The organism is Mycoplasmopsis arginini (genome assembly GCF_900660725.1).
Taxonomy (GTDB): domain Bacteria; phylum Bacillota_I; class Bacilli_A; order Mycoplasmatales; family Metamycoplasmataceae; genus Metamycoplasma; species Metamycoplasma arginini.
This window is the reverse complement of the sequence record NZ_LR215044.1, coordinates 534859-558847: the sequence shown is the minus strand read 5'-3', so window position 1 is coordinate 558847 and position 23989 is coordinate 534859. Positions and strand designations below refer to the sequence as shown.

Annotated in this window: 19 protein-coding genes and 1 other RNA gene; all 20 read right to left on the bottom strand. The window is 25.5% G+C overall.

Annotated features, from left to right (window positions below; translation table 4 throughout):
• The 20 genes from EXC38_RS02555 to EXC38_RS02460 all read right to left on the bottom strand — a co-directional run bounded on the left by EXC38_RS02555 (position 1) and on the right by EXC38_RS02460 (position 23986).
• Entirely contained in the window at positions 1-738 is a 738-nt protein-coding gene (locus EXC38_RS02555; RefSeq protein WP_129694696.1) for a TlyA family RNA methyltransferase, read from the bottom strand.
• Position 739: 1 nt separating this feature from the next.
• A complete protein-coding gene (locus EXC38_RS02550; protein ID WP_129694695.1) occupies positions 740-1171 on the bottom strand; it encodes a transcription antitermination protein NusB in 432 nt (143 codons plus the stop codon).
• Positions 1171-1977, bottom strand: coding sequence for a TIGR00282 family metallophosphoesterase (locus EXC38_RS02545; RefSeq protein WP_129694694.1), 807 nt, complete (start codon positions 1975-1977; stop codon positions 1171-1173). The genes EXC38_RS02550 and EXC38_RS02545 overlap by 1 nt, the downstream gene beginning before the upstream one ends.
• Before the next feature lie 85 nt (positions 1978-2062).
• Positions 2063-3064, bottom strand: a complete 1002-nt coding sequence (gene recA, locus EXC38_RS02540) for a recombinase RecA (RefSeq protein ID WP_004416654.1) — start codon at positions 3062-3064, stop codon at positions 2063-2065.
• A gap of 92 nt (positions 3065-3156) precedes the next feature.
• Positions 3157-5334: a phenylalanine--tRNA ligase subunit beta gene (locus EXC38_RS02535; RefSeq protein ID WP_129694693.1), complete on the bottom strand. Its 2178-nt coding sequence runs from the start codon at positions 5332-5334 to the stop codon at positions 3157-3159.
• 9 nt (positions 5335-5343) lie between these two features.
• On the bottom strand, positions 5344-6282 hold the full coding sequence (gene pheS, locus EXC38_RS02530; RefSeq protein ID WP_129694692.1) for a phenylalanine--tRNA ligase subunit alpha: 939 nt from the start codon (positions 6280-6282) through the stop codon (positions 5344-5346).
• Position 6283: 1 nt separating this feature from the next.
• A complete protein-coding gene (locus EXC38_RS02525) occupies positions 6284-7501 on the bottom strand; it encodes a replication-associated recombination protein A (protein ID WP_129694691.1) in 1218 nt (405 codons plus the stop codon).
• Positions 7502-7577: 76 nt separating this feature from the next.
• Positions 7578-7976: a hypothetical protein gene (locus EXC38_RS02520; protein WP_129694690.1), complete on the bottom strand. Its 399-nt coding sequence runs from the start codon at positions 7974-7976 to the stop codon at positions 7578-7580.
• Between the two features lie 126 nt (positions 7977-8102).
• The gene (gene rpsR, locus EXC38_RS02515) at positions 8103-8429 is read right to left on the bottom strand and encodes a 30S ribosomal protein S18 (RefSeq protein ID WP_129694689.1); all 327 of its coding nucleotides are present in this window, start codon (positions 8427-8429) and stop codon (positions 8103-8105) included.
• A gap of 12 nt (positions 8430-8441) precedes the next feature.
• Positions 8442-8903 carry a single-stranded DNA-binding protein gene (locus EXC38_RS02510; RefSeq protein ID WP_129694688.1) on the bottom strand — a complete coding sequence of 154 codons (462 nt, stop codon included), beginning with the start codon at positions 8901-8903 and terminating at the stop codon, positions 8442-8444.
• Positions 8904-8932: 29 nt separating this feature from the next.
• A complete protein-coding gene (gene rpsF, locus EXC38_RS02505; RefSeq protein ID WP_129694687.1) occupies positions 8933-9355 on the bottom strand; it encodes a 30S ribosomal protein S6 in 423 nt (140 codons plus the stop codon).
• A gap of 170 nt (positions 9356-9525) precedes the next feature.
• The gene (locus tag EXC38_RS02500; protein WP_129694686.1) at positions 9526-10224 is read right to left on the bottom strand and encodes a ribonuclease HIII; all 699 of its coding nucleotides are present in this window, start codon (positions 10222-10224) and stop codon (positions 9526-9528) included.
• 1 nt (position 10225) lies between these two features.
• Positions 10226-11185 carry a Cof-type HAD-IIB family hydrolase gene (locus EXC38_RS02495; RefSeq protein WP_129694685.1) on the bottom strand — a complete coding sequence of 320 codons (960 nt, stop codon included), beginning with the start codon at positions 11183-11185 and terminating at the stop codon, positions 10226-10228.
• A gap of 116 nt (positions 11186-11301) precedes the next feature.
• On the bottom strand, positions 11302-11928 hold the full coding sequence (gene upp, locus EXC38_RS02490) for a uracil phosphoribosyltransferase (protein WP_004416755.1): 627 nt from the start codon (positions 11926-11928) through the stop codon (positions 11302-11304).
• Positions 11929-11948: 20 nt separating this feature from the next.
• Positions 11949-12611, bottom strand: a complete 663-nt coding sequence (gene deoC / locus EXC38_RS02485; RefSeq protein WP_060823368.1) for a deoxyribose-phosphate aldolase — start codon at positions 12609-12611, stop codon at positions 11949-11951.
• A gap of 48 nt (positions 12612-12659) precedes the next feature.
• Complete coding sequence (locus EXC38_RS02480; protein WP_129694684.1) at positions 12660-13955, bottom strand: thymidine phosphorylase; 1296 nt, start codon at positions 13953-13955, stop codon at positions 12660-12662.
• Positions 13955-14671 carry a purine-nucleoside phosphorylase gene (deoD, locus tag EXC38_RS02475; RefSeq protein WP_004416765.1) on the bottom strand — a complete coding sequence of 239 codons (717 nt, stop codon included), beginning with the start codon at positions 14669-14671 and terminating at the stop codon, positions 13955-13957. The genes EXC38_RS02480 and deoD overlap by 1 nt, the downstream gene beginning before the upstream one ends.
• Before the next feature lie 79 nt (positions 14672-14750).
• The gene (locus EXC38_RS02470) at positions 14751-15494 is read right to left on the bottom strand and encodes a DNA-processing protein DprA (RefSeq protein ID WP_060823367.1); all 744 of its coding nucleotides are present in this window, start codon (positions 15492-15494) and stop codon (positions 14751-14753) included.
• 97 nt (positions 15495-15591) lie between these two features.
• Positions 15592-15899, bottom strand: an RNA gene (gene rnpB, locus EXC38_RS02465) — RNase P RNA component class B.
• An 80-nt stretch (positions 15900-15979) separates the two neighbouring features.
• A complete protein-coding gene (locus EXC38_RS02460; protein WP_129694683.1) occupies positions 15980-23986 on the bottom strand; it encodes an SGNH/GDSL hydrolase family protein in 8007 nt (2668 codons plus the stop codon).
• Positions 23987-23989 lie beyond the last annotated feature (3 nt).

Here is a 23989-nt window from a genome sequence, read left to right as displayed (position 1 = left end):
TTACTCTCCTTGTTTTTCAAAAAAAGATAAGTATTCAATATTCTTAGATTTTTCTCCTAAAATAGGGCTTTTAATTATCGGTTTAATTAACACAAAATTATTCTCTTTCGCTATTTGAAGAATCTTATTTTTTATGTACTCATGATGTTGCTCGGGAACATAACCACCAGGCTCAACATATTTACTGCTAGCCTCAAACTGAGGCTTTATTAAAGCCATTAGCCTTGTGCCATTTAAAAAAATTTTATTGCACACTTCAAAAACATGTTTTAAACTAATAAAAGAAACATCACAGGTTATTAATTCAATAACTTCATTAAATAAAGATTCATTGATATTTTTTAAATTTGTTTTTTCATAAACTACAACTTTATCGTTTTTTCTTAAAGAAAAATCTAACTGATTTGTACCAGAATCAAGAGCATAAACTTTATTTGCTTTGTTTTCTAATAAAACTTGAACAAAGCCTCCTGTAGATGAACCAATATCTAAACAAGTTTTATTTTCAACTTTTATTTCAAATTTTTCTATTGCTTCCCTTAATTTATATGCACCTCTAGAAACATATTTATTACTTTTATCTTTGATTTCAATATTACAGTTCTCATCAACTTTAACAGAAGCTAAAAACACTTTTTCATTATTAATAAAAATTTTTCCTTGCATAGCCAAGGAATCAATTTTTTTATCTTCTAAATTAAATTTTTCTTTTATTAATTCTTTTAATGTTTTCTTCATATTATTTATTAATTATTTGTTTTGAAATTTTATCTAAAACTTTGTTTACAAATTTATATTCTTCCCCTGGTGAGAAAAGTTTTGTAATGTTTATAATTTCATTAATTACAACTTTACTTTCATTGAAAGTTAATTCATATATTCCGAAAATAATAATTGCTCTAATAAGCGGACTAATACGTTCTCATTCTCAATTTTCTAATATAAATTTTTTTGCAATGTTTGTTAATGTCTGATATTTTGCTTCAATTAATTCTAATGTTTGAATTTCAGCATTAGTAATTTCGTTTAATTTATTATCGACAATTTCTTTAGTATTTAAACTTTTGCCAAAAAGCTCAAATTGATAAATATAACTAATTATGTTTTTTCGGAAATTATATTTTTTTAACAAAAAATTACTTTTTCTAATTATCTGTTTTTTTCCTTCCATTATTTCTCCAAGAAATTAATTAATTTAATTTTTTTGTTTTCTTTATTTTTAGTTAATGTAAATATAACACCGTTTAATTGACATTTGTTATTTGAAACCTTAAAAGGATTTCTTGCATCATATCTCATTTTTTCGTAAACTTCTTTGAAATTAGAACCAATTGCGCAATCTCTAGGTCCACACATTCCACAATCAGTTAAATAATATGTTCCGTTTGGTAAAATTTTTGCATCATTTGTTTGAACATGTGTATGTGTTCCAACTAAAGCATCAGCCTTACCATCAACATATAATCCAAACACTGATTTTTCTGATGTTGTTTCAGCGTGAAAATCAATGATATAGTAATCAGCATCACTATTGTTATAAGCTTCATCAAACTTATCGAAAAAATTATTTGCACATTCTTGTTTTCAAGGTTGTAATAATGGATTAAAGGTTATCCCCATAAATGACATAATTGCAACTTTATTTCCAAAAACATCAAAAAATCTTATTCCTGACCCTGGATATCCTTCTTCGATATTTATAGGTCTAATTAAATCATTATTCTCAATAATTTCCATTATTTCCGATTTTGCTCAAACATGATTCCCTAAAGTAAACGCATTTACTCCAGCTTTTTTTAGTTGAATATAATGTTTTGGAATAAATCCCTTTCTACCTGAAACATTTTCTGCCTGCGCTATAACAAAATCAATGTTTTCCTTTTCAATAATTTCTTTTAAATTTTTAGATACAAACTCAATGCCGGGGGTCCCAAAAATATCACCAAGAAACAAAATATTTAAATTTTCTTTTTTCATAGTTTTAAATTATATATAATTTAATTTTTTTATATTAAAAACAGACAAGTAAATAAAATAAAAAATGAAAAATAAGATTACTTATTTATTCATTATTATTATTTTTTTCAATTACTTGATTATATATTTCATTATATAAATCTAAATTAGTTTGTAGAAGTAAAGATAAATTCAATAAACCTTGAGCAATGTTTTGTCCGTTGTAGTTATATCAAGACCCTTTTCTTGAAATAATTTGAAACTCTTCTGCTAATTGAATAATTTCATTCACTCTTGAAATACCTCTCGAGAAGACTATTTCTATTTGAGTGCTTTTATATGGCGGAGCTAATTTGTTTTTGACAACTTTACATTTAATTTGATTCCCTGTAATATCGCCATTATTTGTTATGTTTTGACTCTTTCTAACTTCCAATCTTATTGAAGCATAAAATTTTAAAGCCTTACCTCCAGCAGTGGTTTCCGGATTTCCAAACATAACTCCAATTTTTTCTCGTATTTGATTTAAGAATATAACTGTGGTTTTATTCTTTGACAATGTGCCAGTAATTTTTCTTAAAGCTTTAGACATTAATCTTGCTTGAGCTCCAATTGTTTGATCTTTCATTTCTCCATTTAGTTCTACTTCTGGAACTAATGCAGCGACAGAATCAACAACTATTAAATCTATTGATCCAGTCTTTGCAAGACGATCAACTATTTCTAAAGCTTCCTCACCAGAACTGGGCTGAGCCAAAATTAAATTTTTTATGTCTACTCCTAAATTCTTTGCATAAATTGGATCTATAGAATGTTCAGCATCAATAAATGCAGCAATTCCCCCAGTTTTTTGAATCTCAGCAATAGCGTGAAGTGCAAGCGTTGTTTTACCACTACTTTCAGGTCCAAAAATTTCAATAACCCTTCCCTTAGGTCATCCGCCAATTCCCAAAATATTGTCAATATTTAAGGATCCTGAGCTAAAAGTTTCAGGAATAATGCTTGGTTCTTCTCCTAAAAGCATTATTGATTCTTTTCCAAACTCTTTTTCGATTTCTCTTAGTATCTGTTCAATATCAACATTTTTCTTTATTTCCGTTTCTTTCATTTTGCCTCCACTAATATTGTTTATTATATATTTATTTTTTATCAATTTTTGGGAAAAAATAGCGAAATCAATTAAAAGAAAAGCAACAACAATTATTTAGTTGTTGCAAAAACTTGTTCTAATTTTTTTATTGCTCAATCTTCAATTAAAAATGAAAAAGTAACTGTTTTCAAATTATTGTCTTTTCGATAAATGTCAATAATTTTGTATGAATGTATGCCTTTGATAGTTTTGATTTTTTCAATAATTTCGTTCACACTTTCGTGTTGTTCTAATTCAAATGTAATATCACGATTTTTTAAAGGTTCGTGCCGATAATTAGTAAAAGTTTTTCTGTTATTACTTAATTTAGATAATTTAATTTCAGCAAAAAATGCATCAGAATTAATAAACTGCGGATGAATTTTAGCTATGTAACCAATAAACTCATTATCTAAATAAATTTCACAAGAAGCTTTAGGATTAAAGATTATATTTTTACTTTCTTTAAAGTCAAGAGTTTTATTTGTTAAAGATTGAATATCTAGTTTTATTTCTTCAAAAGTTTTTAAGTTCGAACATATTCCTAAAACATCCATTTCTCTTCCAACCATTCCGATGTCAAAATAAGAACCATATTCAAAACCTTGCTTTTTATTGTAAACTAAAACTTCATTTAGGCTATGAATTAAAGACAATCTAATTTGTGAATGGTCGTAGTTTTTTGAGTCTGAAGCATTCAAAACTTCTTCAATATTGAAAGGATTAAAAATATTATCTTCAGGTTTAATTAATGTATATGTTCTAACATTTGAGTAATTTTTATTTGCTAAAGTTTTGTAATAATCATAAATTTTGTTGATTTCAAAATTCAATCTCGTTAATTTTGGTTGTTTTAATGGAAAGTTGTTGTAACCATAAAATCTAAATATTTCTTCAACAAAATCCTGCATTGAATTTAAGTCATAACGATAGTTTGGAAAAGTAACTTCTGAATAATCTGACTTAAATTTAAAATCTAATCTAGCTAATTTGCTTATAACATCATTATATTTTTTTGTCTTATTAATGCTAAAACCCGCAAATTTATTTAAGTAAGATTTGTCAATTAAAATTGTTTTCTTATGTAATTTAGGTGCATTTATTTGTGCTGAATAATCAGTAAGATATTGAGATAAAAAATTATAAGCTAGGACTAATGATCCGTCCGAAATTTCCCTACTTGCTCTTTGAGATGAATTTGTATTCATTTTAATTTGTTTAGAATTTTTTCTTATATTTAAAATGTTAAATGATGCTAATTCAAAAACAGCCTTTTTAGCTTCTTTCTTAAATTGATATTCTTCTAAACCAATTGTAGCAGCAAGTGAAACTGGATTAGAACCGTTGTAAACACAAAGCGCATTATCAAATTCTATTTCTTTATTGCCTAGAATATTTAGTTTACCATTGAAATTATTAACACTAAATTCATTTGATTTTAAATCTTCTTTATTATAAACATGGCAAGGAACTCCAGCAAATAATAAAACTAAATTGGTTAAATCTACTGCGTTTGAAAAGGTCTTAATACCGTGTTTTCATAGTAACATTTGTTCATGAAGTGAACAGCCTAAATTAGTATTCGAAGCTTCAATTAACGAAAAAGCTTGAGTGTTATTCAAATTTTTAACAACAAAATCTGAAATTAAGTTTGGATTAGCTTTTTTTGGTCATTTAACATCTGTATCAAAATAAGCAGCTAATTCTTTTGCCATTACTAGGTAGCATTGCGCATCGGCCCTGTTTGATAAAATTGAAATATCAATAATGTAATCATCTAAATCAAAATATGTTATTGGATCAATATTCAAATCAATTTTATCTAGTTGAAAAATTCCTTCATTTAATTCTTTTGGAACAATTTCAGGGTCAAAGCCTAATTCTGTTAAACTTACAAACATTCCTTCAGATATAATTCCTTGCATTTTTCTTGGCGCAAAAACGATATCTTTACTACGTGAACCAGGAACAAAAGACATAACATACTGTCCTTCTTTCATGTTTGTTGCTGTAGTTTGAATAATTGCCTTATGACCATCACCATATTGTACTTCGCAAACAGTTAATCTATCTGCCTGAGGATTCTTATAAGTTTTTAAAACATTACAAATTTTAATTCCTTCAACCTCAGAAAATTTATGATATTCTTCTACTTCAAAACCAATAGAATTAATCGCTTCAACAACGTCTTCTATTGTTACTGTTTTTAAATTAGCTAATTTACAAAGCGTTTTATATGAAAATAACATATTTTCTCCTTATTTAAATTGTTTTAAAAATCTTTTATCATTTGTATAAAGTTCACGAATATCTTCAATTCCGTATTTAATCATTGCAATTCTTTCTATACCAATTCCCGCAGCAAAACCATTCATCTCATTTGAATATCCAGCAGCCTTTAAAACCTTTTCATTAAGCATTCCAGCTCCTAGCACTTCAATTCATCTGTTTTTAAAAAAGATGTCAACCTCAACACTTGGTTCAGTAAAAGGAAAATAAGATGGACGTAATCTGATTTTAATTTCTTCCTCTAAAACATAAGAAAGCATTTCCTTTAAAGTATACATTAATGAAGCAAAAGAAACATTCCCAATACTTACTAAGTCTAATTGAGTGAATTGGTGTGTATGAGTTCTGTCTTCTTCATCATTACGATAAACTTTTCCAATAGTAAATTGTGAAAATTCACTGTTAACAAATCTTTCTAAAGCACGTGCGCTAATTCCAGTGTTATGAGTTCTTAATAATTCGTTTTTATTTAAGTATAAAGAATCTTGCATTTCTCTTGCTGGATGCGAAGCAGGAATATTTAAATTTTCAAAGTTATATTTCTCGTTTTCAATTTCAGAATAATTAAGTTCAATATATCCGTTAAATAATAGTCATTCCCTAAATCTTTCTGAAATCAAATTTACTGGATGAATTGAGCCCTCAAATTCAACAGGTGTAGCAAAATCAACAAAATCATTCTCAAGTTGTTTTTGAATTTCAATTTGGTTAATCTTTTCCTTTGCTTTTTCAAAAAAATCTTCCGCTTCTTTTTTAAGTTCTTGAATTTTCTTTCCAATTTCAGGCTTTAAACTTTTATCTGCAACTTTTAATTGTTCCATTAATGTTTTTAATTCTGAAGAATTGTTAAATTGATTTTTGGCTAATTTTAAATCTTCTAAATTGTTTATTTTTTTTAAATCAAACATTCTACTTCTCCTTAGTGTTTTTAATTTTGTTTCAATATTCTTTAATCTTTTTTTCTCACCCTTGATTCTGATATGTATATATTTCTTGGCTTTTTATCTCGTTTGGTAAATATTGTTGTTCTATTCAATTGTTTGGAAAATTATGAGGATATTTGTAATTAATTCCACGATTTAATTTAATTGCCGAACTATAATGAGCGTCTTTTAAATGATTTGGTGGCTGAAAAATAAAGTTGGAATCTAGAATTCTTTTGGTTGCTTCTATAGCCAAATAGCTTGAATTTGATTTTGGGCTTAAAGCTATATTTAGAATTGCAAAACCAATAGATAAATAACCTTCAGGTAATCCTAATCTTTCAAAAGCCTCAATTGCTGAAAGAGTTTGAACACCTACCATTGGATTTGCTAAGCCCACATCTTCATACGAGGCACACAACATTCGACGAAATAAATCATCTGTATTACCAGATTTTAAAATCAATAATCCTCAATAAAGAGCAGCATCTGGGTCTGAACCACGCAACGATTTATGAAAGGCACTTAGCAAATCATAATGATTATCCCCATCCTTATCACTAACAAAATTAATAGAAGGAATAATTTTTTTTATTGTGTCTAAAGTAATATCTTTGCTATTTTGCAATTTACTAATTAACTCAACAATATTGATAGCCGAACGAAAATCTCCATTAGCTTGCTTTGCTATAAAGGTTTGAATGTCAGTATTTTCTAATCAAAGCATTTTCTCTTTTTTTGCAATTTCAGATAGTCTTATTTTAATGTCGTTTAAACTTGGTAAATCCATTTCAATTATATGCGCTCTTGAACGTAAGGCGGGATTTAATTTAAAGTATGGATTTTCAGTTGTTGTTGCATAAATTGTAATAAAACCATCTTCTAAATATGGAAGTAAAATGTCTTGTTTATCTTTATTTAGTCTATGAATTTCATCGATTATTAAAATGTCATTATTCTTTATTTTAATTAGCAAATCTTCTTTTTTGTCAATTGCGGCATTAAAGAAGTCATAATTCCCATTAATTTCATTCGCCAAAATATTAGCAATAGTAGTTTTTCCGCAACCTGGTTTACCATAAAAAATGAATGATGAATAATCTTTATTCTTTATAATTGATTCAAATAATTTTCGTTTTGAATCAGAACAAATAAAATTATCTAATGTAATTGGTCTTAATTGATTTGCTAAGTTAATTTTCATGTATTTAATTATAATTGAAATTAAAAACTATAAGAAAGAATTCTTATAGTTTGTGTTGTTTTGTCTAATTTGTTTATTATTCTTTTCTGAAAGATAAACCAATTAATATTGAACCACTAATTAAACCGAAAAATCTTGTTAATAAAATTCCTGCTAAAGATAATCAAAAGCAAGTTTTACTGTGCTTAAATGAAGTGACAGCAGCTGCAATATTAACACTTATTCCAGCAATTAAAAAAAATAACATTGTACCTAATGAACTTCAAAATAAAACTGTAAATAAGGCCATTTTTTCAGTTTCACTTTTTATCATAAGTGTTATAAGCTCTTCGTATCTTTTGACGTTATATTTATCTTGCATTTCTTTTTGGTATGTTACTGTTAAAACTAAAACAGTTATAAAAAAAGCAACTCCAAGAATTGATAATAAAGATAATAAAAACTGTTCAATTCCTAATTTTCTGAATTTTTTCATAATATCCTTTATTTATTTTATATTTTTAATTATACTAATTTTATATTTTTAATTTATAGTAAGATTAAATTTTAAAATTTTTAAACAAAAAGTGCACTTACTGCGCACTTTTTTTTGAAAATAAATTTATTTTGTTTCTTGTGTTGTAGCAGTGTTTTCTACTACTTGTTTTGATTCTTTAACAGCATCTTTTTTAACAAATTCTCTTTTAACTGGGCCAATGTAAGGTAAGATAGCAACTAATCTAGCTCTTTTGATTGCTAAAGCTACTGCTCTTTGGTGTTTTGCACATGTACCAGTGATTCTTGAAGAAATAATTCTTCCTTGTAGATTTACTAATTTTGATAATAGTTCTTCATTTTTATAGTCAACGTAGTTAACAGGTGATTTACTTGAACAAAATTGACATGGACGTTTACGAACGAACAATTTCTTACGAACAATTCTTGCCATATTTATCTCCTATTAAAAATCTCAAGATAAACCATCATAAGCTGCTTCGGTTTCTTCATTTTCACTTTGTGATTCACTTGATGAAGCGGTAGTTTTATTTTCTTCATTAGAAATACTAAATTCTTTAAGGTTATTTTTTCTTCTTGATTCAGAAACTTCTTTTGTTTCTAGTGATTGTATTCGATCTGCACTTATTACATAATTATTTACAGTTTGCCCATTTTGATCAGTTGTTTTAGAAGATTGGAAAGTTCCTTCAATTAACATTAATGAACCTTTATCCATAAATTTGTTAATAAATGTTGCATTGCTTCTTCAAGCTACACAAGGAATAAAATCTGAAATAGGTTCTGAATTTGGAGCAGCATAGTTTCTTGTTACAACAATTGTAAATCTCGAATATTCAATATTAGAAGATGTCAAACCCTTAAATGGTTTTGCAGCTAATCTTCCAACTAAAATAACTTTATTCATAATTAAGTACCTCCTAATAATAAAATTAACTATTTTTCTGCTTGTTGTTTTTTAACATATGTTCTTTTTTGTTCAGTTTTGTTTTCATCTGTTGTTTCTTTGTTTTCGTTTTTGTCAAATAATCTTCTATTTTCAAAACTTCTTTTTGTAAATCTTTTTTGTTTTCTTGGTTTTAAACCTTTTTCTGAATTTAAGTTAATGATTAATGATCTAATAATACTTTTATCGATATTAAATTTTCTTGTTAATTCTTTAACTGCTTCAGGTTTAGCTTTGGTTAAAATTAAGAAATATGATGCACGAGTTAATTTGTTAATTGGGTATGCTAATTCTGTTCTTTCTAATCTTTCGAATTTAGTGTTTTTTTCATCTAGTACTGAAAATACTAATTCCTTAACACTTTCTTCTGTAGATGTAGGGTTTACTAGAATCATAATTTCGTATTTTGACATTATAGTTCTCCTTCTGGACTTTTGGGCCTTTATTTTGGCCAAGGAGTCTCACCCTTTGTTAATATAATTAAAATATTTTAACTTTATAATTGTACTCCAAAATATCGTATTTTTTATAATAATAAAAAAACAAGAAAAAAGAAGGCAAAAAAGCCTTCGTTCATAAATTATTATAAATTTAGTTTTTCCAAAATTTTATTAGTTGTTTTAAATGATACTTTTGCCACATTTTCTAATTCATTAACACCAAATTTTTTAACAAACTCTACGCCCAAATCAATTATTGGGTTACTAGCTCCTAATTTAAACTCAAAATCTTGGTAATTATCTTTTTGAAGTTTCATTTTATTTAAAAGTAAATATCTTGCCAAAACCGATGCACAAGCAACTGATAAAAACTTTTCCTCAGCCTTTGTTTCTAAAATTAAGTTGAAATCGTCGATATTTAGGTCTTTTACTATGCTTCTTTCTTTTAATGCTTTTATATGTTTTTTCATGTTTTCTATTGAAGCATATTGATCTATTACTATAGTCTTATTTGCACCGACTTTTTTTAAAAGTCTTTTGATTGAATTAAAGTGAATTAGTGTTTTAACACCATTATTATTTACACCGATTTTAATTAAATTGTTATAGCCTTTTTGGCTCAATGTTGTATCTTTAAAATGAACTAAATTATTTTTTATAATATGTTCTGCGATTTGAATAATTTTAGAATCAGTTATTTTTTTACTATCTTTAATTCCTAAATTTTTTACTAATTCTAAATTTTCTTTTGGAATAAAACAAGCAACAGAGACTATTGGACTAAAATAATCTCCCACTCCTGTTTCATCTACACCAATGTATTCTAATTCATCAAAAAACATATTATTTTTCTTCTTTTTTATTGAAAAAGTTATCAGCCTTTACAGTTTTTAAATTTTTCTTTGCTTCGTTTTTCTTTTCTTTTGCCATTTGAATATATTTATCTGGATCTTGTAAAAATTCTTCGATAAAGTAACCAACAGCTCCTTCTTTATTTGTTTGTTTCATTACGACAGTTGATGCTTTTTTAATTGCTTGTTCAGCATTTGCTGGACAAACCCCAACATTTCCAATTTCATACATGCTTAAGTCGTTATATGAATCACCCATAACAATGGTATCATCGATATCAATGTTGTAATATCTCTTCATTAATGAAATAACTTTTCCCTTATCAACACCAATTGATGTTATATCAAATACTGGGCTTAATCCTTCACCTTTTGATCAAGATGAAAATTCTCCTAAATCTCCATATCTTCTTTTTAGATATGTTAATAAATCTAAAACATCTGTTGTTGGTTGACAATCGAAAACGATACCTGTTGGTTTTAATGGTAATTTTTCTAAGTTAATTGATTCTCTAAACTTAGTTGCTTGGTTAAATCCAAAAACCTTTTCTAAATTAGGATCTCTGTGCATTAATTGAACTCAGTCAGGTCCTTCAATTGCATAGTTAGAAATTTCTTTTTTAACTTTTTGGTCACCTAATATATATAAAACTTCATTAAGGTCTAAGTAAGTAATTGTTGGAATGAAAAATGGGTCAGCGGGATTATGGATATGCGCACCATTATAATTTCCTACAATAGCATTTAATCCTAATTTTTGATAAACTGGCATTGTACTTCTTCAAGGTCTACCAGTAATAATTGAAACAATATGACCATCTGCGACGGCTTTTTTAATAGCTTCTTCTGTTTTAGGGTGAATTGTTCCTGCACCAGAATCAGCTAAAAGAGTACCATCTAAGTCAATAGCAAATAAAAATCTTCTTTTTTCAGAGTCTTTATTAAAAGCCATAATTATCCTTTCTTTTTTATAAAATTTTTATAAACAATATTTATTTATTTTACTATATTTATTTTTATTTTAAGAATACTTTTATAAAAAAAGAGACATGACGTCTCCTTAAAAAGTTATTTTTTAGTTCCAAAAATACGGTCACCTGCATCTCCTAAACCAGGAATAATGTAGTTATTTTCATTTAATTCTTTATCTTTTGATGCTAAATAAATATCTACGTTAGGATGTTGAGTTTTAACTTTTTCAATACCTTTATCAACACCAATTAGACAAATTAATTTTATGTTAGTAAAGCCTAAATTTTCTAATCTTGAAATTGCGTCACAAGCAGAAGTTCCTGTTGCTAACATTGGGTCAACAATAATTATGTAACTATCTTTAGCAACATTAGGTATTTTAAAAAAGTATTCTACAACTTGTGTTGTTTCTTCAACACGATACATTCCAATATGACCCACTCTAGCCTGTGGTACTAAATCTAGAATACCATTTACCATTCCCAAACCAGCTCTTAAAATTGGAATAATTACTATTTCTTTATCTAATTGTTCACCTTCAAAAAATGAACCAGTTGGTGTTTTTACAACTAATGGTTTAGTTTTATAATCTCTTAACATTTCATAAACCATTAAAGAAGCAATTTCATTTAAATTCTGTCTAAATTCATTATGTGTAGTATTTTCATCACGCATTTTTGTTAATTTTGCATTAATAAGCGGATGTTGAAAAATTTTAACCATATTTTTTCCTTTTTTATTTATTAATAATTAGAACTATTGTCAACTTTTCCTTCAATTATTGTTACTGATTTTGAAGTTCCTAATCTATTAGCACCTAATTCAACCATTTTTAAAGCATCTTCTTTTGATTTAATTCCACCAGAAGCTTTAATTAATAAATTATCTTTTGCTATTTCTTTCATTATTTTAATGTCTTCAAAACTAGCACCACGGTATGAAAAACCTGTAGAAGTTTTTATAAAATCTGCTCCTGATTGTAAAACAATTTCAGTAGCTTTTGCAATTTCTTCATTTGTTAATAAAGCTGTTTCAATAATAACCTTTAAAACTTTATTTCCACAAACTTCTTTGATTGATTTAATTTCATTTAAAACATATTCATATTGTTTGTCTTTAAAACGGCTAACGTTCATTACCATATCAATTTCATCAGCTCCATGTTCTAAAGCAATTTTTGTTTCAAATACTTTAACACTTGTTACATTATAACCAAGTGGAAAACCAATAACTGTACAAATTAGAACATCTGAATTTTTAAGTTGTTCCTTTGCATATTTAATATATGAAGGAGCTATACAAACTGATTTAAAATCATATTTTTTAGCTTCTTCAATTAATTTATCGATATCTTTTGTAGTCCCTGCTGGATTTAAAAATGTATGATCTATTAATTTATTTAGCATAAATGCTCTCCTTATTTTATTAATATTTTTTTTAGTAATTATATTAAATTAATTTAATTTAGTTAAAACTTCCTTAATTTCAAAAGGCTTATTACTAAATTCAATTTTATCCAATAAATCATTTGCTAAATTTGAATCAATTGGATTAGATGAATACAACGTAAATAAAACATCATTTTTATTAACATAATCATTAGAAGTTTTATTTAAATAAATACCTGCTTCAAAATCGATATTATCCTCTTTTTTACTTCTACCAGCTCCCAATTTCATTGCTACTAATCCAAATTCAATGGCAGAATTAATCTTTAAATATCCTTCTTTATCTGAAATAATTTCATATTTATATTTTGGATTAAATCAGTCTTTTTCATAAACTTCATCAACGTTACCATTTTGAGCTTTTATTCATTCATTAAATTTTTGTAAAGCTTTTTTGTTTGAAATTACTTCATCAATCATTAAACGTGCTTCTTGTTCATCTTTAGCTTTATTTGCTAACATTAATAAGGTAATTCCTGAAGAATAAATAATTTCCTCAAAATCTTTTGGACCATTTCCTTTTAAAGTTTCAATAGCTTCTAAAATTTCAATCTTATTACCAATAGCACGACCTAAAGGTTTTTCCATGTTTGTTATTTCAACTGCTATTTTTCTATTTAATCTTTTACCAATTTCAATCATCAACAAACCAAGTTTTTTAGCTTGTTCTAGATTTTTCATAAATGCACCATTACCACATTTAACATCTAAAAGAATACAATTAGATCCTGTGGCTAATTTTTTAGACATAATTGATGATGCAATTAAAGGAATAGATTCAACTGTACCAGTTACATCTCTCAAAGCATAGATTTTTTTATCTGCTGGTACTAATTTTTCATTTTGTCCAACAATAGCAATATGATGTTCTTCAACAACTTCTTTAAACTTCTTGTCAGATAATGAAATGTTATAACCTGAGATTGATTCTAATTTATCTAATGTTCCACCTGTATGTCCCAAACCTCTTCCTGACATTTTTGCTACTGTTAGGCCTAATGAAGAAAGAATTGGACATAAGACGATACTTACTTTATCTCCAACACCACCAGTTGAGTGTTTATCAACAATTGTAGTATTTAAATAAGATCAATCAATTGTATCACCAGAATAAATCATCGCATTTGTAAGGTGAGAAGTTTCAGTTTCATTCAAAGAATTTAATCTAATTGCCATTAGTAAAGCAGAAGCTTGATAATCAGGAATGTTCCCGTCAACGTAATTTTTAATAAAAAAGTCTATTTCTTGTTTGGTTAATTCTTGCTTATTAGCTTTTTTATTAATAATATCAATAATTCTCATTATTGGAAATCCTTTGCAAGAGAAAGAGCTAATTTCATCATAGCGTTAAATGAGTTTTGTCTTTCTTCACTGGTTGTGTATTCATGTGTTATTAAGTTATCTGAAATTGTTAGCAATGTTGCTGCTTTTTTATTTAGTTTTTCCGCAACTGTGAACAATCCATATGCTTCCATTTCAACGCAAACAGCTCCACCAGATTTTTGAACTCTTTCCTCAACTGATTCATCACCATAAAAAGCATCTTCGCTTAATATTCTGTCAAAATGAATGTTCATATTCAAATCTTTAGCATGAGATAAAATTAATTGATTTAATTCTGTGCTAGGGATTGCAATATTATTTTTATCCCCTTTAATAATTGAATTTCTAAATGCTGTACTTTCACTATATGCTGTAGAAGCTAAAACTAATTCATAGTTTTTTAAATCAGCTTTAAAAGATCCTGCTGATCCAATTCTTACAATTGCTTCAACACCATATTGATTAAATAATTCATAGGCATAAATTCCAATAGAAGGCACTCCCATCCCCGAAGCGCAAACTGAAATTTTATTACCTTGATAGAAACCTGTGTACATAAAAACATTTCTAACATCTGAAACTAATTCAACATTTTCCAAATAGTTATCAGCAATATACTTTGCTCTTAAAGGGTCTCCTGGCATTAAAACTAATTTAGCAAAAGCATTATCTTTTGCATTTATGTGCGGTGTCATAATTTCTCCTTAAAAATTTTTTAATTACATTAAAATTTTATTACAAAATTACTTTTTTAGATTTTTTATAAAAATTGACTTAACAAATTTCATTTTTATCGCTAATTAAAGTTGCACCTTGATTAATTAATTCAATATTTTTATCATCATTTAAGTGATCTTTAAAAATTAAACATTCAATATCTTTTCCTTGATCTAGAAATTCATTAATAACGCTGTTATATTTTTGATCCAATGATGATAAAAGTATCATTTTTTTGCAAAAACATGCACAAATTCTTTGTCTAGCATAGAAAGCTTCCTTAGTTGAATGATAATTATTTGGATATTCTGATAAAAATAAACAATTTTCATTTTGAAAAATATCTAAATTTAAGTTGTTTTTTGCATATTCTATACCACTTGGCAGCAAAATCACAACTTTGAATTTTCTTTCAAGTAATTTTCTTAAAATTGTTTTTTCTAATCCATTTCAAAACATGCTAAAAAATACATAATCTTCATTATTTTCTAATCTATCAATATATTTAACTATTTCTTCTGTTTCGTATTCCCCAGTTAAGTAAACGCATTTTTTTGCATTACTTAATATCTCTCAATTCCCTTCATAAAACAACACAAAAGGAGGTTTGTTCATATTCAATAATTGTTTTGGATATTCTTTATCGATTATTGAAACAAATTTAAAATTATCTTGTTTTATGATTTTAATTGAATTATTAAATTCCTCTTCTAATATATTCTCTTTTTCTTTTATCGCTTTATATATTCTATTTCATTCACCTTTATATTTCGCTGCTAAGTATAGTAAAATTTCATTCATTTTTTCTCCAATCATCTTATATATTATTTAATGGTTTAGAAAATTTGGAAAAAGTGAGAAAAAATAGCGAAAATAAAAAAGGCCCCAAGGCCCTTTACACGATAAACCGCTTTTTGTGCTGTAAAAAATACAGTGCCAACTATTTATCTAAGTTTAAAAAACTTCCCAGTCTCAATTCATTTATCTTAACTAGGTTCCCCTACCGAAATTTGGGTTTCTAACTCATGGAGTTTACATCGTTGCACCTTAACTAAATAAGCTCGTCTCTGTTGCACTGGTCGTCAATTATTTACAAAATAACTGCCTAGGCTTATTGGGCCTAGCATGATCACTACTTGCATCGCAGCAAGTGTTAGAGCGGATTTTCCTCTACATAATTAAAATATGCAGCAGTTGGCTGTGCAATAAAATTTTACATTATTTTTATAATAAAAATTAGCTTTTTAAAAAAATAAAACCGCAAGTCTAACTTGCAGTCTTTGTAATTAATAGAAATCATCTTTATTAACTTGATTCAATTTTGATCAATTAGCTGATGATTGTCTATCATTTATTTTCATAAATTTACCATAACCACCTTCTTTTAATGTTAAAAGAATGTAGTCTTTTTTAGAAATTTCATATTCTGGCCCATTTTCTCTTACTTTATATTTAAATTTAGTTAATTTATTCATTTCACTTTGATTATAACCAGAACTTATAATAATATAAGTAATAGATTCAGGACCATAGTCATTTTCTTCAAAGTAACTTCATGATTTTCAGAAACCTCAGCCAGATTCACTTTTTACATAGTTAGTAAATTGACGACGATTTTCCTCATTGTTGAAGTAAGATTGCATACCTGAGAATTTTGAACTTAAGAATGGGATTGCGGAAATATTAGTTCCTTCTTGAATTTCTCATAAAATTGACCTAACACCAGAATATAGGTTAATTTTTCTACCTTTTACATCACGGTCTGAAACTAAACTTTCACGTCCAAACATTTCGAAGATAATAAAGTCCATAGCAACTTTAAAACGATAAACAGCTTGTCATTCTGGAGTTTTTGAACGAACTTTAAAACTACTATTGCTTGTATTACTATTCTTATTATATTGTTGATATAAGATTTTAAAAATTTCATCCATTAATTTTAGTGCATCTAAATCTGGAGAAATATTATCTGGATCATCACTTGGTGCACTAGATGAACCTGAAGAAATATTTCCTATCTTTATAAAATTCAATAATGTTTGCATGTTTGTTCTCTTAGAACGGTCTGGGTCCATATTTAGATTTCTTAAATTGTTGTATAGAATAGAATTTTCTAAATTACTTTTTCCAAATAATAAGTTAATTAATTTGACTAATCTCTCACCATTAATTGCTTTATTTTGTCCTATAAATGAAGCAACAATTTTTATATCACCAAAACTAAATCCTGATTTAATTTTGTTGATTGCATCTGTTAATCATTTAAGTGGTTCAAAAATAGTGAAATTTTTACTGTAATTAACAACATGATCAACTGTTCTTTTTACAATTTTTCTTTTGTAATATTCAGTTTTAATTAGATCCTGAATGATTGCTACAACTAATTCTTTTAAGAAAACAACATCTTCTTCAGTAGTGTTTTCCAGTTTTAGATAGTTCATAATATGAGATAAAACAATTCTCATTAATTCATCATCACTAATAATAGCTTCAATAACTTTTGTCACATTACCCTTTAGTTTTTCTGAAACTTTTTGTAATGTTTTGTGAACTATTTCACCAATATTTTCAGCCTCTACTTTTGGTTTTGTTAAAAAGTCTGTTGCTACGTCTTTAATTAAATCTTTTAAAACAGATTTCTCAATAAATCTGTCGACAATGGTTTGAAGTTCATTTTTAGGAATAACTTCTTGATCAATTTCTTTTCAATTTATTTTTTTAATTTGATCTTTAAAAATTGTGTGTGCTATATCAACAATAGCTTCTTTTCTAGCTGATTCTTCAGCTTCTAATGAACCATTTAGACCAACTAAAACATTATAAATAGTTGATTCAATATTTTTTAAGAAAGCTTTTTGTTCTTTAGAAATAACTGAATCAGGATTTGGTGTTTCTTCATTTTCAGAAGAGTTTTCCTTATTTTTATTTAGTTTAGGAATATTTCTTACTAAGTATTGATATAAAGAATTAAATTCATTAAATAATTGATCCTTAGTTAAATTTTCTCCTAAGATTGCTTTAAATAAATCTTCGACATTTTTTGAAGTAAATAATGATTTTCAATCAATTGCTTTTAATGCTGTTATTGTTTTTTGAACTAAAGCGTTAGTGTCAAATTGTCCTTCCTGATCAAAAATTTCCAAATCAATAATTCCTTCAAATAGTTTTTCAATTAAATCAGTAACAATATTTTTACTACTTAAGTTTTTAACTATTCTTGTTGCAAGGGATGAAATGTTTTGAACTTCATCTCCGGTTGTATCAAAAGCTAATTTATTATTTAAAATACTTAAAACAAATTTAAATAAATTTGTGATGTAAGTTTCATCTTGCGAAGCATTTTGAACTAACTTTTTGATAAAGTTCTTTATTGTTTCTTTATTTGAACTCAATAGTTTTTTAACTAAATCATTCATTGTGTTAATATCATTTAAAGCGCTTTTATCTAAATTAATTAATGAATTAATAATTGATGTTAAGAAATCCTTTGTGTCTTCATTTACAAAAAGAATATCAACAATTTTTTCTTTAGTTTTATTTGCAAATTCAGTAGCACTATTATCTTCTTTTAAAATTGCACTAGTTAGAACTTGAAGCTTGTCACCAATAAATGATTTAATTTTTTGTGATTTTCTAATTTTTTCAACCAGCGAAGGAATTTTACTTTTAATTAATTGACGATCTTGCTCATTTAAAATAGATAAAGAAGCTTTAAATAATTTAAATAAATCGCCAATATAAATTTTGATTCCTTCTTTTTCATTAAATTGAATAATTTTTGTATTTTTATTATTTGTTGTTTCAGCTGATTCTTCAGAAGATTCTACTGATTGCGAAACCTTAAATAAGGCCTCAATTTTCTCAAAATTATTAATTATTAATAGAATTATTGTTGATAAGTCTTTTGATTCTAATCTATTTAAGAATTCTAATATTTTTTCAATATTAATTGAGTTAAATATTTCAATAACATCAATTAAACCATTGAAATCATATTCATTAAATTCAAAATGATATTGTTGTATATTTTTGATTAATGTTTCGATTGTTGACTTAGCAATACCTTTAGTAATGTTAAAGCCCCCAACATAATTAATTAATTTTAAAAATGTTGCTTTTAAATCTTGCTTTTGAGTATTTTCGAAAGTTATATTATTAAGTTTTTCAGCAAAAATTTCAACTAGGAAATCAGCTATTTTTTCTCTTAAATTATTTCCATGTTCATGACTTAAGAAGGTATTAACTATCTCATCTAATTTTTCAATTAATCATTCTTTATTAACTGTTACAAATTTTTCAAATCATGTTTCAAATGAATTTACGTTTTCTAAAACATCATCTGATAAAAGTTTTTCAATTAATAAATCAATATTAGCTTTAATTAAAGTGTCATAATTTTGCTCAATAAATTCTTTTAATTTTTGAATTACTTTGTTCAAGGCGGATTTTGAAGAATCACCTAATCCTGAATTTTTTAAATTAATATTTGTTAGTGTATTTGAAATAAAGGTTTTTAAATTAAAGTTATTTCAAACTAAATTTCAAATTGGTTGTTTCTTCAATAGTATTTTAAGTGAGTCAACTAGTTTAGCTTCACCATTAATTTCGCTATTAGTTTTAATAATTAATAAATTAAGTAGTTTATTAATTTTTTCTTTGTCAAAAGTAAAGAACTCATTAATTGTTTCAGTAAACTTAGTCTGTAAATCATTAAATGTTGCATTTTCTTCTAATTGTTTTAATTTATTAAAAATAGCATCTTTAAAATCAATAATTAACTCATTATTTGGCATTGATTGTAAAAGCGGTTTAATATAGCTTAATAATATTCTTTCCTCGTTATCATCGAAAGTAATATTTAATTGTTTTTTTAATAAAACTATTGATGTTTTTGATAATAATTGAATAATTTCTTCATCTGCAAGTAAAGTAGAAATATTATTACTAATAAATGCAGAAAGATTATTTGCGTCAGCATTTTTAAGTAATTTCACTAATAAGTTTTTAAGGTTCAATTCTATTTGGTGTTCATCAGCAAATAAACTTTCTAAAATTAGTTTAAAGCTTTGCTTATTATTTTCATTTAATAATAATTGATAACTTTTTTCTATTATTTTTCTTGCTAAAGCATTAGATGGTTGCTGATTACCAATAATTTCAGAAATTAAATTTTGATCTAATTGTTTAAAGGCTAAACCAAGTTTATTAATTAGAAAGTTTTTAAGTGCCTCATTTTCTTTTACATCATAAATAGCATCTATTACATAAGGAATTAATTCTCTTTTGTTTTCAGCTGATAATTTATTGATAATGTTTTTAACAAAATTTAAGACTTTTTCAACATTTGAGTTTTGTTGATTTGAAGTTCCTTCTTCAGTTTCTTCAAAGTTTGTTTCTTTTGAATTTGTTGAATTATTCAAGTCGATTAATTTTATAATTTCTGAAGTATTAATTAATAAAACTTTAATTAATGTTTTTAGTTCATCTTTTGATATTTTGTCAGTTAAGAATTTGTTGATTAAATCAAAAACATCAACACTTTCTGATACTTTAATTGAATCTAATAAATTCGATCAATTATATTTATTAAAATCAATGCCATGGTTTTCTACATTTAGAATTAATGTATTTAATAAACCATCAACAATGTTTTTTGACAATTGATTATCTTTAGTAAAATCAACACCTTTTTTGATAATTGATTTAATTGCTTTTTTATCTTCTTCACTTAATTTATCATAATTAATTTTTTGTGAGATAAAGTAAATTGCTATTTCAACTAAAGTATTTTTATTATCGTCACTATTTAATAAAAGATTGTCAATTAAATCGGTAGTAAATTCTTTAATAAAATCTTTATTGTCTTTTAATAATAAAGAAAGTAATTGATTTAAATTATTTACTTGTTTAATTTTTTCATTTGAAACTAAATTAGAAATTAATTCTTTGATCTTTGGATTAATTTTTTCATCTCATTTTTCAGTTAACAAATCAATTGCATTATTAATTAGTTGTTGAACATCATCTCTAATTTCTTCAGGTAAACTTTCTAAATTAATTTTGTTACGTAAAGAAGAAATTAATTCTTTTAGGTTTGACTTTTCTAAAATTAGATTTACAATTCTTTCATTTCTTAGAAAAATAGCTAAAACATTAATAAATTTGTTAAAGTCTTGTTTATCAGCTACATTTTTTAAACTTATAAAATCTAAAAGTTGTTGAATGTTCTTTGCATTTGTTGAATTTGTTAAAAGTGTTGTTAGTTCTTGCTTTAAAAAATTACCTAATTTTTTAAAATCAGTTATGACATTTGAATCAATTCTTTTAGCAATATCTTCAAAACCATTTATAAAATAGTTAAACAGATCTGAATCTTTAACACTAACTAATAAGTTTTGAATATATGTTGCAAGTAAATTTCTTTCTTCAACAGAAAGCTCAATTTGTAAATGAGATTTTAAATAAGTAGCTAAAATATCAACAAAAAGCTCAGCGTTGTTTGTACTTGAAATTTGGCTTAATAATGTTTTTAAAAGATCAACTGTGCCGTTTTGTTTAATTCTTTTTAAACTTGAAATAACAAAACTTAATGACGAACTTTTATCATATTCTGAACCATAGTCAATTAAATCATTAACAAACAATTTTAATTTATCAATTACTATTTTGCTATTTATAGATTTGTAAAGATTTTGATATCCGTTCTTAATAAATTCTTCAATATTATTAACTTGTGGATTAGAAGCTAAAATTTGGTTCTCAAATTTAGTTTTCTTTATGTAATTTGTTAATGGGTAAATTGCGATATAGTCACCTAATTTATCAAGAATTTGATTTAATAAGCTTTTTTCTTTAGTAATATCATCAATTAGTAATGATAATAATTCTTTAATATATTTTTTGCCATCATTATTCAAAATATTATCAGGGTTATTAGATACATTTGAAAAGAAATTTAGTATTGAAATTCTGAAATCAGCATCTAATAAATTACCAATTTTTTCCGGTTTTATATAGTTTTCTACTTCAATTAAGCCAACACCTAAATACTTCATTCCATTTTTGTATTTTTCTAAATCAGAATCTGTTAAATTAGGATTATTACTTATTAAAGCAAAAAATACACGATTATTTTTATTTGCATCTTCAGTGTTAAAAATTAAACCATTAACAAAAGCCTTTATAATTTCGAATGATTTTAGATTTTCATTATCTTTTGGTGTTTTTAAAATTGTTTCAATAAATAAATCTAAAAACTCATATGAATATTGAAAATCTTTTAGGTTAATTATTGCTTTCTGAATAAAGAATTTAATATCCTCAATCCGTTCTTGTGGAATATTGTAAATATTTTGTAAATCAGTTACTAAATCATTTGTTGTTTTTTCAAAAAATTCTTCATCATTTGTAATTCACTCAATGACAACTTTGAATAAATCTATAATTTCATTCTTAGAATCTTTTAGTAAAACATTTACAAAATCATCCAATTTATTATTTTCAAAATAAGAAACATTATTTGTTAATAATTTTTCTACTATTGTTTCAATTAAATTATTAAATTTTTCAAAAACTGCTTCATCTTTTGAAGCTTTTTCTCAAATTAAACTTAATTTTTCAGGAAAAATTTTCTTTGCTAATTCTTCTGAAAAAATAACTTTAATTAAACTAGTTAAATTTTCCTTAACAAAGCCTTTATTTTCTTCTAATTTTAAATAATTTGTGTTTAAAACTGATTTTAAAATTTGGTATATATTTTCTTTTTCTCTTAACTCATTATTTACAATTTGTCTTATTTCTGATAATGTAGTATTTTGGAAAGATTTTTTAGCTAATAATTCTGATATTTTAAAGTTAGCTCTATTTAATAAATTTTGAAGAAAATCAGATTCGAATAGTTGATTAAATAAATTGAATAGTAATTCTTTTTTGTTGTTTTCTAAAGTTTTATCAAATAAATTAAAAAATCAATCTTTAATTTTAGAATCTTTTATATCAAAAATATTAAACACATTTTCAATAAATGGCTTTAAATCATTATTGTCTAAAGAATTGAAATGATTTTTCAATTCGATTAACATTTTTTGAGTAAAAATATTTTTATTTTCCGAACTAATTAATTCCCTATTCTTATTATTTTTTTCAAAAGGATAAGGTTTTTTGTAAGTGTCAATGCCGTTTCCAACTACACCAAATACTAACGATTTAATAGTTGTTGCTTTTTTATCAAAATCAATAGCCTTACTATGCGTTGAAATAATTTTGTTATTGAATAAAGCATTATAATCTGATTTATTCATAGACATTTTTGCAAAAACATCTTGAGCTAATTTTTTATAAGCATTGTTACTTGGAAGTATACTGAAAAAATCAGTTGAAAATTGTTCAGCATTATTGTAAATTTCTTCTTGATTTGCAAAATTATAGAAATTAACATCATTGTCTTTTGCTACTTGTTCTATTTTTTTATTTAATTCAGTAGTTATTAATTTAAAGACATTATTTTTATTTTCTCAATTCAAATTAATAGCTTGAAGTGTTGGTGCAGTTAAACCTATTAAGTTAATATTTATATCTTTGTTTAATAATCTAATTTCCTTAATAATTTTTGAATAATTTTCTTTAAATTCTAGAATTCTTGTTCTTAAAAGAGTTAAATAATTATTTAAATAGTTTTGTGCTTCTTCTTCATTTTCGTAATTATTTAAAATTGTTGCTAAAATTTCGTGTTTTTTGAAAATATCATTAAAACCTAGAGAAATTGTTAGTAGGTTTGAGTCTTTAATTTTAGAAATAAGATTTGCTGAATTAATGTCTTTATTAAAAAATCCTAATGAATTATTTAAACTAATTGTTTGATCAAATGTATTAGATTTCAAATATTTTTTTGGATTTAATAAATATAATCAATCTTCTGATGTTGAATATGACAAACCATAGTTTTCATATTGATTTAATGTTGTTTTTTCATCATCTAAAAGTAAAATAGCGTTAGCTAAATATGAAGCATATGATATACCATACACTTCTTTATTTTCTTTATCAAAAAAGTTATTATTCTTTGCATTTTCGCTGTTATTATTACCAATAGTATAATCATCACCGATTGCAAGGTAATTTACTTTACCATTAACAGGTTTTTGTAAATTACTTTTATCAATTTTTTGTTTTTCCTCATCATCTCCTCTTGAAATATTTGTATTACATGATGATGACACAACAGGTATAACTAAACCAAGTGCTACACCGGTTGAAATTTTTGCAACTTTTTTGACAATTTTATTTGTTTTCATGGA